Source organism: Lysinibacillus sphaericus (genome assembly GCF_015844675.1).
Lineage (GTDB): Bacteria > Bacillota > Bacilli > Bacillales_A > Planococcaceae > Lysinibacillus > Lysinibacillus sphaericus_E.
This window is the reverse complement of the sequence record NZ_LDGC01000092.1, coordinates 89,781-109,824: the sequence shown is the minus strand read 5'-3', so window position 1 is coordinate 109,824 and position 20,044 is coordinate 89,781. Positions and strand designations below refer to the sequence as shown.

Below are 20,044 nucleotides of genomic sequence, written 5' to 3'. Positions count from 1 at the left end.
GCCCTTCTCTTTGATAGTAAAATACTTAAAAAAATCGAGTAGGAATGAATCCTACTCGATTTCATAAACTTTTATTAAACTAAAACTTTCATAACGTCGCGGACAGCTTCTGCCGATTTATCTAAAGCTGCTTTTTCATTGTCTGTTAATTCAAGTTCAAAGATTTTTTCTATACCATTTGCACCTAATAATGTCGGAACACCTAGGTATAAATCGTTGTAGCCATATTCGCCTTCTAAGTATGCAATAGATGGAAGTATACGTTTTTGGTCTTTAATGATAGCTTCCGCCATTTCAATAAGCGCCGCTGAAGGAGCATAATATGCAGAACCGTTCCCAAGAAGGTTAACGATTTCAGCGCCACCTTTTCGTGTACGGTCAACAATCTCTTCAAGACGATCTGCTGGGATTAATGATTCTAATGGAATACCACCAGCGAATGAGTAGCGAGTTAGTGGCACCATTGTATCACCATGCCCACCTAAAACAAAACCTGTGATGTCTTTTACGGAGATATTAAGTTCTTCAGCTACAAACGCACAGAAACGAGCCGTATCGAGTACACCTGATTGACCTATTACACGATTTTTAGGGAAACCAGTTTCTTTGAATACTGTGTAAGTCATTGCATCAACTGGGTTTGTAAGAACGAGGATTGTTGCATTTGGTGAGTACTTAGCAATTTCTTTGGAAACAGCTTTCATTACATCTTGGTTAATTTGAACAAGATCGTCACGGCTCATACCTGGTTTACGAGCAACACCAGCAGTGATAATTACTACATCAGAATCTGCAGTATCCGCATAATTAGAAGTACCTTTAACATAAGAATCATAGCCTTGCACTGGTGCAGCTTCCCACATATCTAGAGCTTTACCTTTTGTTGGGTTTTCAGCTTGAGGGATATCCACTAACACTACATCACCAAGTTCTTTTTGAGCTGCTAAAAATGCTGCAGTAGCGCCAGTAAAGCCGCTACCGATTACTGAGATTTTTTTTCGTTTCAGAGACATTCGAATACGCTCCTTTTAAAATTAGGTTATATTTTAAAAAAGGGAGGAGAATAAATTCTCCTCCCTCGATTAAACAAGTTCATCGTAAATATTTTATTAAGCTAAGTTCAATAGAAATTTACATTTCACCCTAATTATATCGGCAGAATACACATCCGCTTTAACTATAATTTCTATTTAAAATAGAAAATTAAAGGTTTTTGATTAATTCAGTAGCGAATTCTGAACATTTCACTTCTGTAGCGCCGTCCATTAAACGAGCGAAGTCGTAAGTTACAACTTTAGAAGAGATTGTTTTCTCTACAGATTTAGTAACCATGTCAGCTGCTTCTTGCCATCCTAAGTGCTCAAGCATTAATACGCCTGAAAGTAATACTGAAGATGGGTTTACTTTATCTTGACCAGCATATTTTGGTGCTGTACCGTGAGTAGCTTCGAAGATCGCGTGTCCAGTTACATAGTTAATGTTTGCGCCTGGAGCGATACCGATACCACCAACTTGAGCAGCTAATGCGTCAGAAATATAGTCACCGTTTAAGTTCATTGTAGCAACTACGTCGAACTCATTTGGACGAGTTAAAATTTGTTGTAAGAAGATATCAGCGATAGAATCTTTAACTAAGATTTTACCAGCTGCTAAAGCGTCAGCTTGTGCTTTGTTTGCTGCTTCTTCACCTTGTTCAGCTTTAATAGCATCATATTGGTTCCAAGTGAATGTTTGATCAGCAAATTCTTTTTCAGCTAATTCATAACCCCATTTTTTGAATCCACCTTCAGTGAATTTCATGATGTTACCTTTGTGTACTAAAGTAACAGATGGGCGTTTATGGTTAATAGCATATTCGATAGCAGAACGTACTAAACGCTCAGTACCTTCTTTAGATACAGGTTTTACACCGATACCAGAAGTTTCTGGGAAGCGGATTTTGTTAACACCAAATTCAGATTGTAGGAAGTTGATGATTTTTTGAGCTTGTTCAGAGCCAGATTCGAATTCAATACCAGCATAGATGTCTTCTGTGTTTTCGCGGAAGATAACCATATCAACATCTTCTGGACGTTTAACTGGAGAAGGTACTCCATCAAAGTGACGTACTGGACGTAAGCATACATATAGGTCAAGTTGTTGACGTAATGCTACGTTTAGAGAGCGGATACCACCACCGATTGGAGTAGTAAGAGGACCTTTGATTGCGATTAGGTATTCGTTAATTTTGTCTAAAGTTTCTTGTGGTAACCATTCACCAGTTTGGTTGAATGCTTTTTCACCAGCTAAAACTTCTAACCATTCGATTTTCTTTTCACCGTTGTAAGCTTTTTCTACTGCTGCGTCGATTACGCGAGATGCTGCAGCCCAAATATCAGGACCGATTCCGTCACCTTCGATGAAAGGAATCACTGGATTGTTTGGTACATTAAGTACGCCATTTTCAACTACAATTTTGTTTGACATTGATGTTGCCTCCTAAATTCATAATCATAGGACTGTGTTATGTAACACAGTCCCAAATATTCTAGCATATTTTCCGAATTAGCGCTCGCTGATTGGAACATATTTTTGCATGCCTGGTCCAACATACTCTGCACGTGGACGGATTAGGCGGTTGTTAGCATATTGCTCAAGAATATGAGCTACCCAACCAGAAGTACGTGATACTGCGAAAATTGGTGTGAATAGGTCATGATCAATACCTAAAGAATCATACACTGACGCAGAGAAGAAGTCTACGTTTGCAGGTAATTTCTTTTGTTCTACGATCATGTCATGGATTTTAACTGACATTTCATAAAGCTCTGGTTTACCAGTTAGCTCAGTTAATTTTTGTGACATTACACGTAAGTGTGGTGCACGTGGGTCGCCTTTGCGGTATACGCGGTGACCGAAGCCCATGATTTTTTCTTTGTTATCTAATTTATTTTGAATATAAGATTCAACGTTTTCAAGTGAGCCGATTTCAGTTAACATTTTCATAACTTGCTCGTTTGCACCACCGTGAAGTGGTCCTTTTAATGCTCCGATAGCTGAAGTTACACCAGAATAAACATCTGATAATGTAGCTACACATACACGTGCAGTGAATGTAGATGCATTTAATTCGTGGTCAGCATGTAATACTAACGCTTTGTCGAATGCTTCAACTTCGATTGCTGCTGGTTCTTCACCTTTAAGCATGTATAAGAAGTTTGCAGCATATCCTAATTCTGGTTTTGGAGCAACTGGCTCTAAACCTTTACGAACACGCGCAAATGCAGTAACTACTGTTGCAATTTTAGCTTGTAAACGGATAGCTTTACGATAGTTAGCTTCTGTATCCATAACATCCGCTTCTTCATCGAATACACCAAGTAAAGATACTGCAGTACGTAGTGCAGCCATTGGATGTACAGTTGAAAGTGGGTATGTTTTGAATTGGTCTACAATTGCTTGCGGAATAGACATGTTGTCTGCCAATTGTTGTTTTAATTCAGCTAGCTCGTCTGCTTTTGGTAAACGAGTATGCCATAATAAATAAATTACCTCTTCGAATGACGCGTTCACTGCTAAATCATCAATGTTGTAACCAACATATGTAAGTGTGTCATCGATAATTGAACTGATTTTAGATTCCGCTGCTACGATACCTTCTAAACCTTTAGTTGCTGACATAAATTATCGCTCCCTCATATTTATATTTTTTAGTTGTAAATGCAGTTATTAGGTAGCATTTACGTTTTTTGCTCATATGAACCATTAAGTAAATCGCTTACAATTGCTATTATAATCATTTTTGACAGCTTTGTGAATGAAAAACCTCCGAATAAAGAAAAAGGTGCATGAGCGATTATTTATACGCCTGAAAGAGATTCTTTTTCGTATTTTGACATTAATTTATCAATTGAAACGGGGTGAATTTGTAAAAATGAGGAATATTAAATATTTTTCATACGAAAGAACTATAAGTGTTTTATTTTTTATATTCTACTTAACAATATTATGGTTCGTATTACCTGTATCTCTCGCGATTTTTTTGTCTTTTTCTACGTATCCTATCATAAAATTCCTTCATTCTTATTGTAGGATTGCCTATTGGCTTGCAGCAATTATTGTGGAAGCACTTATTCTAACTTGCATTTTCCTTCTCGTTATCATTTCTATAAACAGTATTATTCTTATCTTCCCTGAAATCCGAGATACACTTCAAAATTTCCCACTTTTCAACGAATATGAATCAATGTTTATCCAAGTGTTAAAGGAAAAATCGCTTTCTATTTTCGATTCAATCTTTTTATATATGGCAAATATTTTCCAACTATTAATGAAACATGTAATTGAAGTATTTATATTCCTTGTCGCTTACTATTTTGCCCTATTGGAAACTCGCAAATCTCGGTATTGGTTTTTTCAATATGTGCCAAAAAAATATCGCAATGAGTGGCAGTCGCATTTTTCTAAAATTATGCAGCTATTTCATTACTTTTTGTATGTGGAGTTTCAGCTGTTTACAATTACACTGCTTATCCTTTGTGCGGGATTCATGATTCTTCAATTTGAACAAGCCATCATCAAAGCTTTTATAGTTGCATTTGCAGATGTACTTCCATTCTTTGGGATTGGTGTATTTCTTGTACCTATGAGCATTTATTTTTACTTAAAAGGCAATACCTTTTTATGTGTAGCTATTTTACTGTTATATCTCTTCGTTCAATTAACAAGGCAGCTAGCTGATTCCATGCTTTGGTCAAACACATTACAATTACGGACTTTCCACACCTTTTTCATCAGTGCTGCCTCTATTTTATTATTTGGTTTTTACGGCATTTTACTTAGCCCAATATTTTTATTTTTGGCCGTTAAACTAAAGGAAAATGCTATTTTTGAACGATGATAAATTGACCTTTTTTCATTTTTTTCCGCATCCAATAATAAAAGATTGGTTGGAACATTTTGCGAGAAAAAGGCAATAACAATAATAAACCAATAAGATCTGTTATAAAGCCTGGGAATACTAGAAGTACACCACCGCTGAAATTTAAAACCGTGTTAACTAACGCTGGCCCTGGAGCCTCTCCTCGTGCTATCGTATTTTTAACCTTTTGCACAGAATTCATACCTTTATTTTTCACTACATAAATACCTATAATACTCGTAGCGACTATAAGCAGTAATGTATTTAAAATACCAATATTTTGACCAACTACTATTAATAACGCCAACTCGGCTAATGCATAGACAATGAAACCAAGAAAAATTTTTCTCATATTTTTCTCCTTTCTAGCTAAAAACGCTATACCTTATATACGTTATTATAGCCCATTAAGTTTCATTAAAAAATTAATGAACCCTATTAAAGAGAAAACGACGTTATTCTTTTTATAGTAAATTCTCATTCCATGAGGTAACGATTAACTAGGCAAAATTAGCTCATCACCATAACGTGTGGTTGATTTCCGTTCCGGCTGGGTGCTTTCCTGGGGGCGTCCGATGAGCCGCTTCGCTTCGCTGCAGGGTCTCGGGCCAACACGATGTTGGTCACGGAGGCGTTATCACAGGATGTGATGCTTTTAGCCTCCGTTCCTCTAATTCGCTGATCCCCGAGGAGTCACCCAGCCTCCACTCCAATCAACTTATACACATGACATATGTTTTAACAAAATGTCATCTCCAATGTCATCTCTATATTTCGATGATAAGCGAAAAATGCTATTTCCTTCATCTTTATAAGAAAAGCTCTAGTACAATTATTTGCACTAGAGCTTTTTGTTATAGATAAAAACATTTACTAAAGAAGTTAAAGAACACTTGCATGCCCTTTGTAAATTACTCCCGTTTCAGCATCCATTGTAATTTCTTGACCGTGGCGAATCAGTGTAGTAGCTTCTTTTACTCCAACGATAACAGGGATGCCAAGGCTTAGTCCTACAACCGCTGCATGACTTGTAAGCCCGCCCTCTTCCGTAATCAGACCAATACAATTTTCAAGCGCTGGCATCATATCACGATCTGAACCAACCGTTACTATAATGCATCCGTCTGTATCATAAGCTAGTGCCTCTGCTGCATTTTTAGCAACAACTGTTTTACCTACTACTGAAGCTTTACCGATACCTTGACCACGCGCCAATAAATCTCCGATGATGTGTACCTTCATTAAGTTAGTAGTACCTGCTTCACCTACTGGTACACCTGCTGTAATAACAACTGCATCACCATGCGTTACAAAGCCATGTTTCAAGCTTTCATCAACAGCTAGCTCTAAAATTTCATCTGTTGTTGTAACACGTTGGCAAACAACTGGGAATACACCCCAAACTAGTGTTAATGCGTGAGCCGTATTGGCAGAACCAGTTACCGCGACAATTTGTACACCTGGGCGATATTTTGCAATCATTCTAGCTGTGTTACCACTTTCTGTTGGTGCAAGTACGGCCTTTACACCTAAGTTAATCGAAGTGTAAGCTACTGCCTGAGAAATCGCTTCCGTCATATTTGCTTCTTTTTCACGACTACGAGTAGAGACGATGGCTTTATAGTCTAATGAATTTTCTGTACGTAGTGCGATTTTATTCATTGTTTGTACAGACTCTACTGGATATAGTCCTGCTGCAGTTTCTCCAGAAAGCATAATTGCATCTGTACCGTCGATAATTGCGTTTGCTACGTCACTAGCCTCTGCTCTTGTCGGACGTGGATTACGTTGCATCGAATCTAGCATTTGTGTAGCTGTAATAACTGGTTTACCTACTTGATTACATTTTAAAATTAATTTCTTTTGTACAAGTGGCACTTCTTCTGCTGGTATTTCTACACCAAGATCACCACGTGCTACCATTAATCCATCTGAAACTAAGATGATCTCATCAATATTATCGACACCCTCTTGATTCTCGATTTTCGGGATAATTTGAATGTGGTTACCGCCATTTTGTTCAAGTAATTCTCGAATTTCAAGTACATCCTTTGCTCGACGAACGAACGAGGCTGCAATAAAATCAACACCCTGCTTAATACCGAATAAAATGTCCTGTGCATCTTTTTCTGTAATTCCAGGAAGTTGTACAGAAACGCCTGGCACGTTAACACCTTTTTTATTTTTTAAAACACCTGCATTTTCAACAATCGTATGAATAAGTCCTTTTTCCATATCTTTTGCTAATACACGTAGTTGAATAAGTCCATCATCTAATAAAATAATGGCGTTTTGCTCAACATCCTCGATTAAACGTTCGTACGTTACAGAGAAGCTAGTTTCTGTTCCTTCAACTTCCGTCATTGAAATATCAATAACTTGCCCTGCTGCTAAATGCAATTCTCCGTTTTTCATATTATGCGTACGAATTTCAGGGCCTTTTGTGTCCAGCAAAATCCCAACTGGTTTCCCTAATTTTTGTGCTACTTCGCGAATTAAATTAATGCGTACTTCGTGCTCCTCATGAGAACCATGCGAAAAGTTTAAGCGGGCTACATTCATACCTGCTTCAATTAGTTTCTCTAAAACTTCTGGTGACTCACTTGCTGGACCAATTGTACATACGATTTTTGTTTTTCTCATTTTCTGCCCACTCCGTTTTTATATCAAATTATATGGATAGTTCTTTCATTAAAGTATATAAGCTTACATCTGCCTCATGATTTTTTTCGAAAGCCTCAGGCATATCATAGTCAATCACTTGATGATTACGGATACCTACCGCCCTGCCAGACTTTCCTTCCATTAGCAATTCCACTGCATGTGCGCCGAATTGACTCGCTAAAACACGATCACGCGCAGTAGGTGAACCACCGCGTTGAATATGTCCAAGAACAGAAACACGCGTCTCTTTTCCTGTTTTTTCATATAATAGCTTTGCCAACTCACTACCAGACATGACACCTTCAGCGACAATAATAATGCTATGCTTTTTCCCACGCGCTGCACCACGGTCTAAGCGTGCCACAATATCATCCAAATTATAATCTTCTTCTGGAATTAAAACTGTTTCGGCACCAGCTGCAAGACCTGCCCATAAAGCAATGTCTCCTGCATCTCGCCCCATTACCTCAACGATAAAGGAATTTTCATGAGAAGTTGCTGTATCGCGGATTTTATCAATGGATTCCACGACCGTATTTAGCGCAGTATCAAATCCTATCGTATACTCGGTTCCTGGTACGTCATTATCAATAGTTCCTGGAACGCCCACAACAGGAAAGCCTTTTTTCACTAAATCCATAGCTCCACGGTATGAACCATCTCCGCCAATCACGACTAGTCCTTCAATGCCAGCTTCACGCATATTGTCTATACCTCGTTGCTGAACAGCGGCTTCTTTAAATTCAGGACATCTTGCTGAATTTAAATGTGTACCACCGCGTTGAATAATACCACCTACTGAACCTAAATCAAGATCTTCCATACTTCCTTTTATTAAGCCATCATAGCCGTGCTTAATTCCGACAACATCAATTCCATGATATGCTGCCTTACGAACGACCGCACGAATAGCTGCATTCATTCCTGGTGCATCTCCACCACTTGTTAATACGGCAATTTTTTTCATTGTCGAACCTCCTGCAGATACTATTATTATTCACATTAACATGAAAAAACAAACTATGTAAGTGTTCTGAGGCTACAAAAACATAACTTTTACATAAAAAATAAAAAGAATGCGCTTTCACACACTCTTTCCATTCAAAAACATCCTAAATTTAACAACTTTTCAAAGTGTTTGGTAGTATTTTTCGCACTACTTATTCTTCCATCATTAGGTTATTTATTTTTTAAAAGAAACAATTTTTAACTCTTTACGAGCAAATTTATATGTCCAAAAACCTAAAAATGGATTTAAGCTTCTGTATATTGTCCAATCTTTCTGAATTTCTCATAACGGTCTTCAATTAATTGGTCGCCATTTAAAGAATTCAATATTTTTAGTGTGTCGCTTATACATTCTTTTAGATAAAGTGCTTGCTTGGCTACATTGCGATGAGCTCCACCTGTTATTTCAGGGATAATTCCATCAATAACGTCAAGCTCTTTTAAGTCAGGTGCTGTTATACGCATTGCTTCTGCCGCTTGCTTTGCAAGGCTACCATCACGCCATAAAATCGACGCTGCCCCTTCTGGCGAGATTACAGAGTACGTTGAGTTTTCTAGCATAAAGACACGATTTGCTACACCTAATGCAAGTGCACCACCGCTTCCGCCTTCCCCAATAACGATTGAAATAACCGGTACTGTTAAGCCCGCCATTTCGACGAGATTTCTGGCAATCGCTTCACTTTGACCACGTTCCTCAGCTGCCTTACCGGGATAAGCACCTTTCGTATCAATAAAACAAATAATTGGTCGTTTAAATTTCTCCGCCTGTTTCATTAAGCGTAATGCCTTACGATATCCTTCAGGGTGTGGCATGCCAAAATTCCGACGAATGTTTTCTTTCGTTGATTTTCCCCGTTGATGTCCAATAATTGTTACTGGCTGACCTTCAAAAAGAGCAATCCCTCCAAGAATAGCCGCATCATCACCAAACGTACGATCTCCATGTAACTCAATAAAGTTTTCACACATAGCCTCTATATATTGTAAAGTTGTTGGTCGTTCTGGATGTCTCGCAACCTGTACACGATCCCACGGCTTCATATTTGCATAAATAGATTGTTCTAGCTGTGTTAGACGTGTTTCAAGCTTTTCAATTTCGCCTGTCATATCTACATCTGCCTCGGTAGCAATCGTTTTTAATTCATCAATTTTTTCACGTAATTGTACTACTGGTTCTTCAAAAGCTAAATTTTTAGACATGTTGCACGCCTCCTTTTGTATGCATTTTTACAAGCACTGCTACTTGATTTCGTAAATCTTTTCGATGGAAGATTGCATCAAGCTGCCCATGTGCTAATAAAAATTCTGCCGTTTGGAAATCATTTGGTAGTTTTTCTCTTACTGTTTCTTCGATTACTCGACGACCAGCAAAGCCAATCAATGCTTGTGGCTCCGCAATATTAATATCTCCAACAGAGGCAAAGCTTGCAGAAACGCCACCTGTTGTAGGATGAGTTAGTATTGAAATAAACAATAGTCCATGATCACTATGACGTTTTAATGCGACACTCGTTTTCGCCATTTGCATTAATGATAATACGCCTTCTTGCATGCGCGCCCCACCACTTGCAGTAAAGATAATAAACGGTACTCGTAATTCCGTAGCTTTTTCTACAGCACTTGTGATTTTTTCTCCGACAACTGAGCCCATTGAACCCATACGGAAATGAGAATCCATAATTGCTACAACAATTTCTTCTCCATCAAGGGTACCTACCCCTGTTAGTACGGCTTCGTTTAATCCTGTTTTTTGTTGGTCCGCTGAAATTTTTTCAACATAAGCAGGGAAATTAAGCGGATTACTTGTTTGTAAATGATCGTCCATTGAAACAAATGAACCTTCATCTAAAAAACATGCTACGCGCTCCTGTGCAGTCATTTTGAAATGATGGTCACATTTTGTACATACTTTGTTATTTTTTTCTAATTCTTTCGTTAATTGAATGTGACGACATTCAGGACATTTCGTCATAAGTCCTTCTGGAAATCCCTTTTCTTGTCCGTCCTCTTTCTTTTTACTAAATATGCTGCGAATTGCCATGTTTGACTCCCCCTTTGTTGTCTAATTACTTCGTAAAGTCTTCATCCACTGCTCGTAAGCTTTTAATGCTTCTTTTTCATAGCCAAGCTGCATCGATTTCAACATAGTTTGAATGATTAGTTTTTCTTCTTCTGTTGAGTTTCGATTTAAACGGTCACCATCATAAGCTGCTAACTGAAACCAGACTTTTAGTGAAAGACGATTTCCCGCCGTGATGATTATCTCTCTTAATACATCTCGACAATTAATCGTATCCTCTATCTCTAGCTTTACAAAAAAACTGTCCCACACCGGTAGTGTTCGCAGAGTCCCTGTACAACTTATTACGCGAATGGCTTCCTTTTCATGAATTTGCCGCGTTAATTCGACATCCTTTTTCGATTTTTCATCTTCTAATATAAACATCGACAGTATTTCTACGAGCTGATGCTTATGCGTGGAAGCTAGGAACGTACCTCCCCCATGTTTCGTTTCAATAAGACCTAACAATTCTAAGCTTCGCAATGCCTCTCTCACAGAGGATCGCCCGACACCTAGACGCTCTGAAAGGACTCGTTCGGAAGGTAGTTTTTCTCCAGCCTGTATTTCTTCCATTTTAATAAGTTGTCGTAATTGTTGGACGATATCCAAAAACACTTTCTTTTGTTCGGTTTTTTTATCCATACGATCAACTCCTCTTATCAATTTCGCTTTGGCGTAATTGTATCTGTCGCTACATAAACATATCGAAAGTGGTCTGGCCACTTTCGAACATTGACTCTAGCTTACAAAATAACTGTTAAAAAGTAAAGAAAAAACTGCATAAAAAATTTATGCAGTTTCTAATATTTTCTTCAATTTCATATTCTTTTCGTCGCTTGCGCATGTTTTACTTTCACTTGAGGTTTACCAAAGCGTCTTTCAAGTGTTCCCTCAATGTAAAGCATTTCATCTTCAAGTAACAGCTCTTGAACAAGATGAAAAACCTGTGGAAATAAAGTTACAGATACTGTTCCAAACTCATCCTGAAGCTGAACAAAGGCCATTTGCTCACCTTTTTTTGTGCGTATTTTTTTTACTTCTTCTATCATGCCAATCATTTTGACATACGTTCCGTCACGCGCTTGTTTTAACTCTCTGCACGTACTATTTACTTCATTCCAAAAAGCTCTTTCCTCTGTAACCGGATGGGCTGATATATAAAAACCAAGACTTTCCTTTTCGTGTAGCAATTTTTCCTTTTGTGGCATCGGTTCCGCTTCCATATACTTTGGCTTACCAAAGCTAAAGGTAGTAGTCGATTCAATATCAATATCCTCAGTTGGTCTTAGCAGTTCTGCATGCTTCAAAGCTGCTTCCAATGTCGCTATCAGTACCGCACGATCTTTATCTAAATAATCGAGAGCCCCTGCAAAAATTAAAGACTCCATAACTTTTGATTTAAAATGCTGTGCGCTTAATGCAACTGCCATGTCAAATATATTATCCAATGCTTCTGGCTTCGCCTGGCGTAAGGCGTATACTTTTTCTATAAATGTATAGGGAACACCCTTTATTCCGGATAAGCTATAGCGAATTCCATCCTTCTCAACAGTAAAGAATTTTGTACTTTGTTTTAATGATGGCGGGTAAAACGAAATACCTTTCTCTTTTGCCTCATTCTCAAGTTGCAGAATTTTTTCCACATTTCCTGTTGCATTTGATAATAACGCAGAATAAAAACTTTGAGGGAAATGTGCCTTTAAATAGGCCATTTGGTAGGAAATAACGCTATATGCGACAGCATGGCTTTTAGGGAAACCGTAGTCTGCAAAGCGTACAATTAATGCATACACTTCTTCCGCCACATGGACGTCAAAGCCTTGCTTCATTGCTCCATCTACAAATGCGGTGCGTTGCTCTTCTAATACTTGACGATTTTTCTTACTTACCGCTCGACGCAATAAATCCGCTTGTCCCATCGTAAATCCGGCCATCACCGAGGCAATTTGCATGATCTGTTCTTGATAAACTATGACACCAAATGTCTCTCGTAAAATGGGCTCTAATGCTGGATGAGGCATAGTAACCGATTCCCTTCCCGCTTTCCGTCTAGCATACATCGGAATAAATTCCATTGGACCAGGGCGATACAACGCATTGACTGCTACTATATCTAAAAAATGGGTTGGTTGAATATCACGTAAAGCTTGCTTCATACCTTCCGATTCTAATTGAAAAATCCCTAATGTATCTCCCATTTGAAGAAGTTGAAATGTTTTTTCATCTTGCATTGGTATAAGCTCAAACTCTATCCAAGGACCACCAGCTTTATAAATTGACCAACGTACTTGCTCTAAAATTGTCAGGTTGCGCAATCCTAAAAAATCCATTTTGACAAGTCCACAGGCTTCTACATCTCCCATCGGCCATTGCGTACAATAAATTCCATCATGCCCTTCTTCAATCGGTATCGTATTAACTAATGGTGAAGGTGACAGCACAATTCCTGCCGCATGAGTGGAAGAATTTCTTGGCACCCCTTCAAGTTTTAACGCTACCTCTAACCAGCGACGATGTTTTTCATCCTCAGCTAACCAGCCTTGTAAGCCTTGTGATTCGGCCACAGCTTTTTGCAATGTTATTCCTGGTTTATTTGGAATCATTTTTGAGATTTTCTCTAACGTTTCAGCGTCAAAACCAAAAACACGCGCGACATCTCTAGCTACTGCCTTCGCAGATAAAGTGCCAAACGTAATAATTTGTGCCACATTTGCCTTGCCATATTTCTGAGCGACATAATGGATTACTTTTTGTCTTTTACTGTCGACAAAGTCGATATCGATATCCGGCAGTGTAACACGTTCCGGGTTTAAAAATCGTTCGAATAATAAGCCATAAACTAATGGATCTACTTGCGTAATAGATAAGCTATAAGCTACAAGAGAACTTGCTGATGAACCACGACCAGGACCTGTTAAAATACGATTTTCTTTAGCAAAGTGCATAAAGTCTGCAACAATTAAAAAATAATCCGCAAAGCCCATTGAACAAATAATCTCAAGCTCGTATTGAAGTCGCTCCTGATAAACTTTAGGAATCTCTGCTTGCTTTAATCGTTCTGCCAATCCTGCAAAAGTCTCTTTTACAAGCAAGCTTTCGGCTGTTTCACCTGTAGGAACAGGAAATTTAGGCATTTGTACGTGCATTTCAGGAATTTCCGCAGTACAGCTCGCTAGCATCGTTGCACTAGACGCAAGCCATTCTGGATGATCAGCAAACCAGCTTCGCCATTCCTCTTCTGTCGGAGCGAAATATCCTTGTAAATGAGCTGATAGCATTGTATCAGTAAGCTTTTCACCTGAATCTATCGCTCTTGCAACCTCAAAGGCGAAATGATCTTCTGGACGTAAAAAATAACAGCTCTGGGAGGCAACTAACGTTATATTCATAGCTTCACACCACGTCACAAACGTTTCTTCTTTTTCGGATTTCATTCCTGCTGGTCTTGTTATCCCCATAAATAAATGCTTGCCAAATACCTTGTTTAAAGCACTTGCTACTTCTGTCCAATCCTCAATCTCTACTAAATCATCCGAAGAAAGTAATGCTACACAGCCCGCCGCATATCCTTCAAGCCATTTCCACGGAAGCGTATTATCCTCTCTTATCGAAACTGCACTACTAATCTTTAAAAGATGCTGGTAGCCTTCTTGCGTCTGAGCATATAGCACAAGTGGAACCTTTCTATCTTGCCACTGTACGTTTATCGAGAGCCCTAATACAGCATGAATATTCACTTGCTGCAATGCTTTACAAAAAGGCAAAAGCCCGTACAATTTTGAATTGACGATTGCACAGGCCTGAGTATTTTGCTCTTGTAAAAAAGGGATCAATTGTTCAAGCCGAATCGTACTTTGCAATAAATCCGCACTCGTATGCATTTTCGTATATACATGTGTCAAATGAATCCCTTCCTTTCTAGGTATTGAAAAATGTTAATTTCAAAGCTTTATGATTATGGCAGAAGTATGTTCTTATTCTCTTAAGTTTACAAATAATCACCAAATATCGGAAAATCACCATGATGAGTCGTTGATCTCCGTTCCAGCTGGGCGCTTTGTTGCTGCCGCTACGCTTTCGCACAGTTAAAACATTTGTTGTTGCTGCCGCTTCGCTTTCGCACAGTTAAAACATTTGCTGTCGCTACGTTAGCACTACGCTTGTGCACAGAGCAAAGCTTCCTTGGGGCGTCCGATGAGCCCCAAGGAGTCGCCCAGCCGTAACGAAGATCAACTTATATATGGCATACGTTTAACAAATGTCATCCACTAATTTTAGCGTAGAGCCCAATATTCATGTTTATTAATATGATTTGCAAATTTCCTGTAATCTCGTTATAACACGGCCTGCTTCTTCCCATGAATAAGCTGTAGCTCCTGAAGCGAGCGGATGTCCACCACCGTTAAATTCCTTCGCCAAAGTGTTAATAACAGGTCCTTTCGAGCGTAAACGCACACGAATTTGATCGACCTCTTCAATGAAGACCACCCATGCACAAATACCTTTCACACTTCCAAGACAGCCAACTAACAGGGACGCCTCTGACGGTACAACATTGAATTCTGCTAGCAATTCCTTTGTCAGCTTGATATGTGCTGCTCCGTACTCATCCATTTTGAAATTTTGATAAATATAGCCCTGTAAATTTAATAGCTTTTGCTCCATTTCATACATTCCATCGAAGATTTGATTTCGATCAAAATCATATGCAATAAGCTCCCCTGCAATTTTAAACGTTTTTGCGGTCGTGCTAGGGAATTGGAAACGTCCTGTATCTCCTACAATACCAGCAAATAATAATCTTGCGGAGGCATCTGGTAGAATCCAGTTGGCTACTTGTTTTCCTTCCTCATAAATCTCATAAATCATTTCACTACAAGAGCTCGCATTCGTATCTACCCATAGTAAATCACCATATGCATCGTCATTTGGATGATGATCTATTTTAATAATCATTTTACCTTTTATATAGCGTTGATCGTCCACACGTTCTGTATTTGCCGTATCTGTCACAATAACTAAAGCATTGTCGTAAATTTCATCTGTAATGTCATCGGGATTTGCTAAAAATGATAATGATTCATCATGCTCACCTACAGCAAAAACCTTCTTTTCCGGATAATTTGCTAAAATAAGCTCTTTTAAGCCTTGCTGAGATCCATAAGCGTCTGGATCTGGTCGCACATGGCGATGAATAATGATTGTTTCATATGAAGCAATTGTGTCGATGATTTGTCTTTTCAAATTAATTTCCCCCAACTTGATAGTAATAACCGTTAGCATTTTTCTTCAATAATCGTTACAATAATGACTAGTTATGCTAGGAGGTTTACTATGCTCAATTTAATATTTGTGTTTACAATAATCATATCATTTGTGTTTTATTTTTATTTTAAAACAAAACAGTTTCGTTCTTCATTACCAATTGCTAAAAATTGGTATAAGAGTAAAGCCAATGTAAGTTTCGGTGCTTTTATTCTTTTGTTTGGTTTAAACCAAGCTTATTTATTCCCAGTGTTATTTACATTTATTATTGTAGCAATTCTTGTCGTTTTAGGCATCTTTGTTATTGTCGAAAATATTAAAAAGGTTCGTCACTACGGTCAATTTGTTGAAGAAGAGTACCGTATTAACAAATAATAATGAAAGGGATGGTCTAGCATGTACCCTAGACCATCCCTTTTTCTGTTTTCTTAACGTTCCAGCAGTTGGAACATCATCATTGCCTTCCCAACAAGCATTTGTTGATTAAACACTTCGAAGTCCATTTTCACAAACTTACGACTCATGTCTAATATTCGAGGCTTTACAGTAAGTGTGCTTTCCATTTGCACAGGCTTGATGAAATAAATCGTCATGTTTTCGGCAACTGCATCACCACGTTTACGACGCTTTAATGAGAATGAACCAACTTCCGCTAACAAAGTTGTAAATGCTCCATAAGAAATTGCCCCGTATTGGTTTGTCATTTGAGGAGTAACTTTAAATTCTACGATTAATTCTTCATCGCCAAGCACCTTCATCTCATTTTTCACTAAATCATCAATCGTTTCACCATGCTGAGGTTGTCTTTGAGCAAGCTGAAGCGCCTTTAGTACATCTTGTCGACTAATTACACCTTGCAAAATATTATCATCATCTACAATTGGTAACAGGTCTATCCCTTCCCAAATCATACGATGTCCTGCAGAAGCAACACTCATTTTCATTGATCCAGCAATCGGATTTTTCGTCATAACCTTTTCAATAAACTCGTTTTCTTCGCGACCGATAACGTCTTTTACTGTAATCATCCCAACAAGCTTATTGTTTGCTGTCACAACAGGAAATGCACCATGAGTTGTTCGTTCATTTAGCTTGTGGAAATGTTGAATTGTTTCATCATTTCGAAGCACAGAAGTATCAGTCATCGGCACAAAAATATCTTCAATAAATAAAATATCTTTTTTAATTAATTGGTCATAAATTGCGCGGTTAATCATTGTTGCCACAGTAAAGGTATCATAGCTTGTTGAAATGATCGGTAAGTCCAAGGAATCTGCAAGTAATTTGTTTTCCTCAGTTGTATCAAAGCCCCCTGTAATTAAAACAGCTGCACCAGCTCGAAGTGCATTTTCATGTGCTTTAATACGGTTACCAACGATAAGCAAGCTTCCTGCATCTGTATAACGCATCATATCTTCTAATTGCATGGCACCAATAACAAATTTCGTTAACGTTTTATGTAGACCTGTTTTTCCACCTAAAACTTGGCCGTCTACAATATTTACGATTTCTGCGAAGGTTAATCGCTCAATATTTTCTTTCTTTTTCTTCTCAATACGAATTGTTCCAACACGTTCAATAGAGCTTACTAAACGACGATTTTCTGCTTCTTTAATAGCACGGTATGCCGTTCCTTCACTCACCTGCATTTCCTTTGCAATTTGACGTACTGAAATTTTATCACCAACAGGTAATGATTCGATGTATTGTAAAATTCTCTCATGTTTTGTAGACAAAATATCACCTATTTCTCAATCATCAATTCTGCTCTTAGTGTACCATATTTTTTATAAAAATATTTAATATAAAGTGATGAATTTGTTATACTTTTCCCATCGTTTCAACTACGCACGTGGTGCCAACTCATATAGTACAGCAGTGTCACTGATTAGGAACAGTTTACTTTTTCACCCGCTTTTAAAATTTGAACCTCTACATTTCGCACTAAATCTGCAAAAATTTGTGGATCCTGCTCGATTGGAGGGAATGTATTGTAATGAACTGGTACGACAATTTTCGGCTTCAAAAATGACACTGCACAAGCCGCATCTTCTGGACCCATCGTAAAATTATCACCAATTGGTAAAAATGCAATGTCAATAGGATGGCGTTCTCCAATTAATTTCATATCACTAAACAAAGCTGTATCCCCTGCATGATAAATTGTTAATCCTTCGATAAATAGTAAAATTCCAGCAGGCATTCCCATATAAATAATCTCGTTATTTTCGGTTATATATGACGAACCGTGGAAAGCTTGCGTAAACTTCACTTTACCAAAATCAAATTCCTTGGCTCCCCCTATATGCATCGGGTGCACTTTCACTCCTTGCCAAGAAATCCAATTGGCTAACTCATTTGGCGCAATGACAAGGGCATCTTTTTTCTTTGCAAGCTCCACTGTATCACCAACATGATCATTATGGCCATGTGTAAGTAAGATTATATCCGGTGCTTCCTCAGCAACCTTTAAATCTGTTTGCCCATTCCCATTAATGAATGGATCTATCAAGATTGTTTTCCCATTTGATTGAATTTTGACAACAGAATGTCCATGATAACTAATTTCCATTTCCGTTTCCTCCCTGCGGTACATATTGTTCTACACCATTTTTATTCGCTATCCATGCGATTTTTCCCTTTTTTTGATATGCTTGTACAGAGAATAATAGATTCTTTCCCAACAAAGCATACCTTGTGGGGAGGCAATTATTCATTCGTACAAAAATGAAGCATCGAATTAGAGTTTTAAATCGCTCAAAAGTCGAAGCCTCATCCCGGTTAGGCTATTAGTTTAGCCAAGCACACATGGAAATTTTTCAGTGCAATAAGAGGAGGAACTGTTTATGTCAAAGGTTAAAGAAATTCAAAGTTATTTACAACAAAACCAAATTGATGCCGCTTTCGTAACGACACCAGACAATGTTTTTTACGTTTCAGACTTTAAAAGTGATCCACATGAGAGATTGCTAGGCGTGATGATTTTTAAAGAGGCAGAACCTTTTTTAATTTGTCCAAAAATGGAGATCCCAGATGCGAAGGATGCAGGTTGGTCTTATGAAGTCATCGGCCACCAAGATACTGAAAATTCAATGGAAGTTCTTGCACAAGCGATAAAAGCTCGTAATGTTATTCCACAAACGTTTGCTATTGAAAAAGGTCAACTTATTGTAGAGCGTTTAGAAGCCCTACAACAATCATTTCCACAGGCAAGCTTTGTCCGCCTTGATGAAAAAATCAATGCTATGCGCGTAATTAAAGAGGAAAATGAATTAGAAAAATTACGTAAAGCCGCTGCACTAGCTGACTATGCTATTGAAATCGGCTGTAAAGAAATCGCAGAAGGCAAAACAGAAATGGAAATCTTAACAGCGATAGAAAGTGCTATTTCGGATAAAGGCTGTAAGATGTCCTTTGAGACAATGGTATTGAGCGGTCCAAAAACAGCCTCTCCACATGGTAAACCAGGTGCTCGAAAAATAGAAAAAGGCGATATGATTTTATTCGACCTTGGCGTAATTTACGATGGTTATTGTTCTGACATTACACGTACAGTTGCCTTTGGTGAACCTAGTGAAGCACAAAAGGAAATTTACAACACAGTACTATCTGCTAACACAAATGCTATTGCAGCAGTGAAGCCAGGTGTTCGTGCAATGGATTTAGATAAGATCGCTCGTGAAACTATTACTGAAGCAGGCTATGGCGAATATTTCACACACCGACTTGGTCATGGACTCGGCATTTCTGTACATGAATTCCCATCTGTTACAGGCGCAAATGAAATGACTATGGAAGAAGGCATGGTCTTCACAATTGAGCCAGGCATCTATAAGTCCGATGTGACAGGTGTCCGTATTGAAGATGATGTAGTAGTTACAAAAGACGGAGTAGAAATCCTAACAAAATTCCCGAAAGATTTGATTGTACTGTAAGTTTATTCAGTCATATAGAAAAAGGAAACAACCAACATGGTGCTTCCTTTTTTACTATAAAGTATAGCTCTTCTGCAAAGGGTTGATTTCCGTTCCACATGACATACGATTTAACAAAATGTCATCCAACTTTTACGTTTTATCGAAACATTTTTATGTTTTATCGAAACTTTTTCACGTTTTATCGAAACACTTTTACGTTTTATC

At 38.2% G+C, this 20,044-nt stretch carries 16 protein-coding genes; 3 read left to right on the top strand and 13 right to left on the bottom strand.

Features of this window, described 5'->3' with window-relative positions; translation table 11 throughout:
* Positions 1 to 74: 74 nt before the first annotated feature.
* The 3 genes from mdh to citZ form a co-directional block, all read right to left on the bottom strand.
* A complete protein-coding gene (gene mdh, locus ABE34_RS22655) occupies positions 75 to 1,013 on the bottom strand; it encodes a malate dehydrogenase (RefSeq protein WP_197144697.1) in 939 nt (312 codons plus the stop codon).
* A 190-nt stretch (positions 1,014 to 1,203) separates the two neighbouring features.
* Positions 1,204 to 2,466, bottom strand: coding sequence for an NADP-dependent isocitrate dehydrogenase (icd, locus tag ABE34_RS22650; protein WP_197144696.1), 1,263 nt, complete (start codon positions 2,464 to 2,466; stop codon positions 1,204 to 1,206).
* 78 nt (positions 2,467 to 2,544) lie between these two features.
* The gene (citZ, locus tag ABE34_RS22645) at positions 2,545 to 3,660 is read right to left on the bottom strand and encodes a citrate synthase (protein WP_079561591.1); all 1,116 of its coding nucleotides are present in this window, start codon (positions 3,658 to 3,660) and stop codon (positions 2,545 to 2,547) included.
* Positions 3,661 to 3,913: 253 nt separating this feature from the next.
* Here citZ and ABE34_RS22640 point away from each other — a divergent pair, with 253 nt between their 5' ends.
* Positions 3,914 to 4,879, top strand: a complete 966-nt coding sequence (locus ABE34_RS22640) for an AI-2E family transporter (RefSeq protein WP_197144695.1) — start codon at positions 3,914 to 3,916, stop codon at positions 4,877 to 4,879.
* Here the strand turns inward: ABE34_RS22640 and ABE34_RS22635 are convergent.
* The 8 genes from ABE34_RS22635 to ABE34_RS22600 form a co-directional block, all read right to left on the bottom strand.
* On the bottom strand, positions 4,863 to 5,252 hold the full coding sequence (locus ABE34_RS22635; RefSeq protein ID WP_197144694.1) for an FxsA family protein: 390 nt from the start codon (positions 5,250 to 5,252) through the stop codon (positions 4,863 to 4,865). The two genes, ABE34_RS22640 and ABE34_RS22635, sit on opposite strands and share 17 nt — an antisense overlap.
* A 530-nt stretch (positions 5,253 to 5,782) precedes the next feature.
* Complete coding sequence (pyk, locus tag ABE34_RS22630) at positions 5,783 to 7,543, bottom strand: pyruvate kinase (RefSeq protein WP_197144693.1); 1,761 nt, start codon at positions 7,541 to 7,543, stop codon at positions 5,783 to 5,785.
* Between the two features lie 28 nt (positions 7,544 to 7,571).
* Positions 7,572 to 8,531, bottom strand: coding sequence for a 6-phosphofructokinase (gene pfkA, locus ABE34_RS22625; protein WP_197144692.1), 960 nt, complete (start codon positions 8,529 to 8,531; stop codon positions 7,572 to 7,574).
* 287 nt (positions 8,532 to 8,818) lie between these two features.
* On the bottom strand, positions 8,819 to 9,775 hold the full coding sequence (locus ABE34_RS22620; protein ID WP_197144691.1) for an acetyl-CoA carboxylase carboxyltransferase subunit alpha: 957 nt from the start codon (positions 9,773 to 9,775) through the stop codon (positions 8,819 to 8,821).
* Positions 9,768 to 10,616, bottom strand: coding sequence for an acetyl-CoA carboxylase, carboxyltransferase subunit beta (gene accD, locus ABE34_RS22615; protein WP_079561597.1), 849 nt, complete (start codon positions 10,614 to 10,616; stop codon positions 9,768 to 9,770). Before accD ends, ABE34_RS22620 begins: the two co-directional genes overlap by 8 nt.
* Before the next feature lie 21 nt (positions 10,617 to 10,637).
* Complete coding sequence (locus tag ABE34_RS22610; protein ID WP_197144690.1) at positions 10,638 to 11,279, bottom strand: FadR/GntR family transcriptional regulator; 642 nt, start codon at positions 11,277 to 11,279, stop codon at positions 10,638 to 10,640.
* Positions 11,280 to 11,455: 176 nt separating this feature from the next.
* Complete coding sequence (dnaE, locus tag ABE34_RS22605) at positions 11,456 to 14,539, bottom strand: DNA polymerase III subunit alpha (RefSeq protein WP_197144689.1); 3,084 nt, start codon at positions 14,537 to 14,539, stop codon at positions 11,456 to 11,458.
* A 400-nt stretch (positions 14,540 to 14,939) separates the two neighbouring features.
* Complete coding sequence (locus ABE34_RS22600; RefSeq protein WP_206700779.1) at positions 14,940 to 15,881, bottom strand: DHH family phosphoesterase; 942 nt, start codon at positions 15,879 to 15,881, stop codon at positions 14,940 to 14,942.
* A gap of 90 nt (positions 15,882 to 15,971) precedes the next feature.
* Between ABE34_RS22600 and ABE34_RS22595 the strand changes: the two genes are divergently transcribed.
* The gene (locus ABE34_RS22595; protein ID WP_197144687.1) at positions 15,972 to 16,277 is read left to right on the top strand and encodes a YtpI family protein; all 306 of its coding nucleotides are present in this window, start codon (positions 15,972 to 15,974) and stop codon (positions 16,275 to 16,277) included.
* 53 nt (positions 16,278 to 16,330) lie between these two features.
* Here the strand turns inward: ABE34_RS22595 and ABE34_RS22590 are convergent, their stop codons facing one another.
* Positions 16,331 to 17,638: a DRTGG domain-containing protein gene (locus ABE34_RS22590; RefSeq protein ID WP_197144686.1), complete on the bottom strand. Its 1,308-nt coding sequence runs from the start codon at positions 17,636 to 17,638 to the stop codon at positions 16,331 to 16,333.
* Between the two features lie 152 nt (positions 17,639 to 17,790).
* A complete protein-coding gene (locus ABE34_RS22585; RefSeq protein ID WP_197144685.1) occupies positions 17,791 to 18,474 on the bottom strand; it encodes a metal-dependent hydrolase in 684 nt (227 codons plus the stop codon).
* Between the two features lie 274 nt (positions 18,475 to 18,748).
* Here ABE34_RS22585 and ABE34_RS22580 point away from each other — a divergent pair, with 274 nt between their 5' ends.
* Positions 18,749 to 19,837: a M24 family metallopeptidase gene (locus ABE34_RS22580; RefSeq protein ID WP_197144684.1), complete on the top strand. Its 1,089-nt coding sequence runs from the start codon at positions 18,749 to 18,751 to the stop codon at positions 19,835 to 19,837.
* Positions 19,838 to 20,044 lie beyond the last annotated feature (207 nt).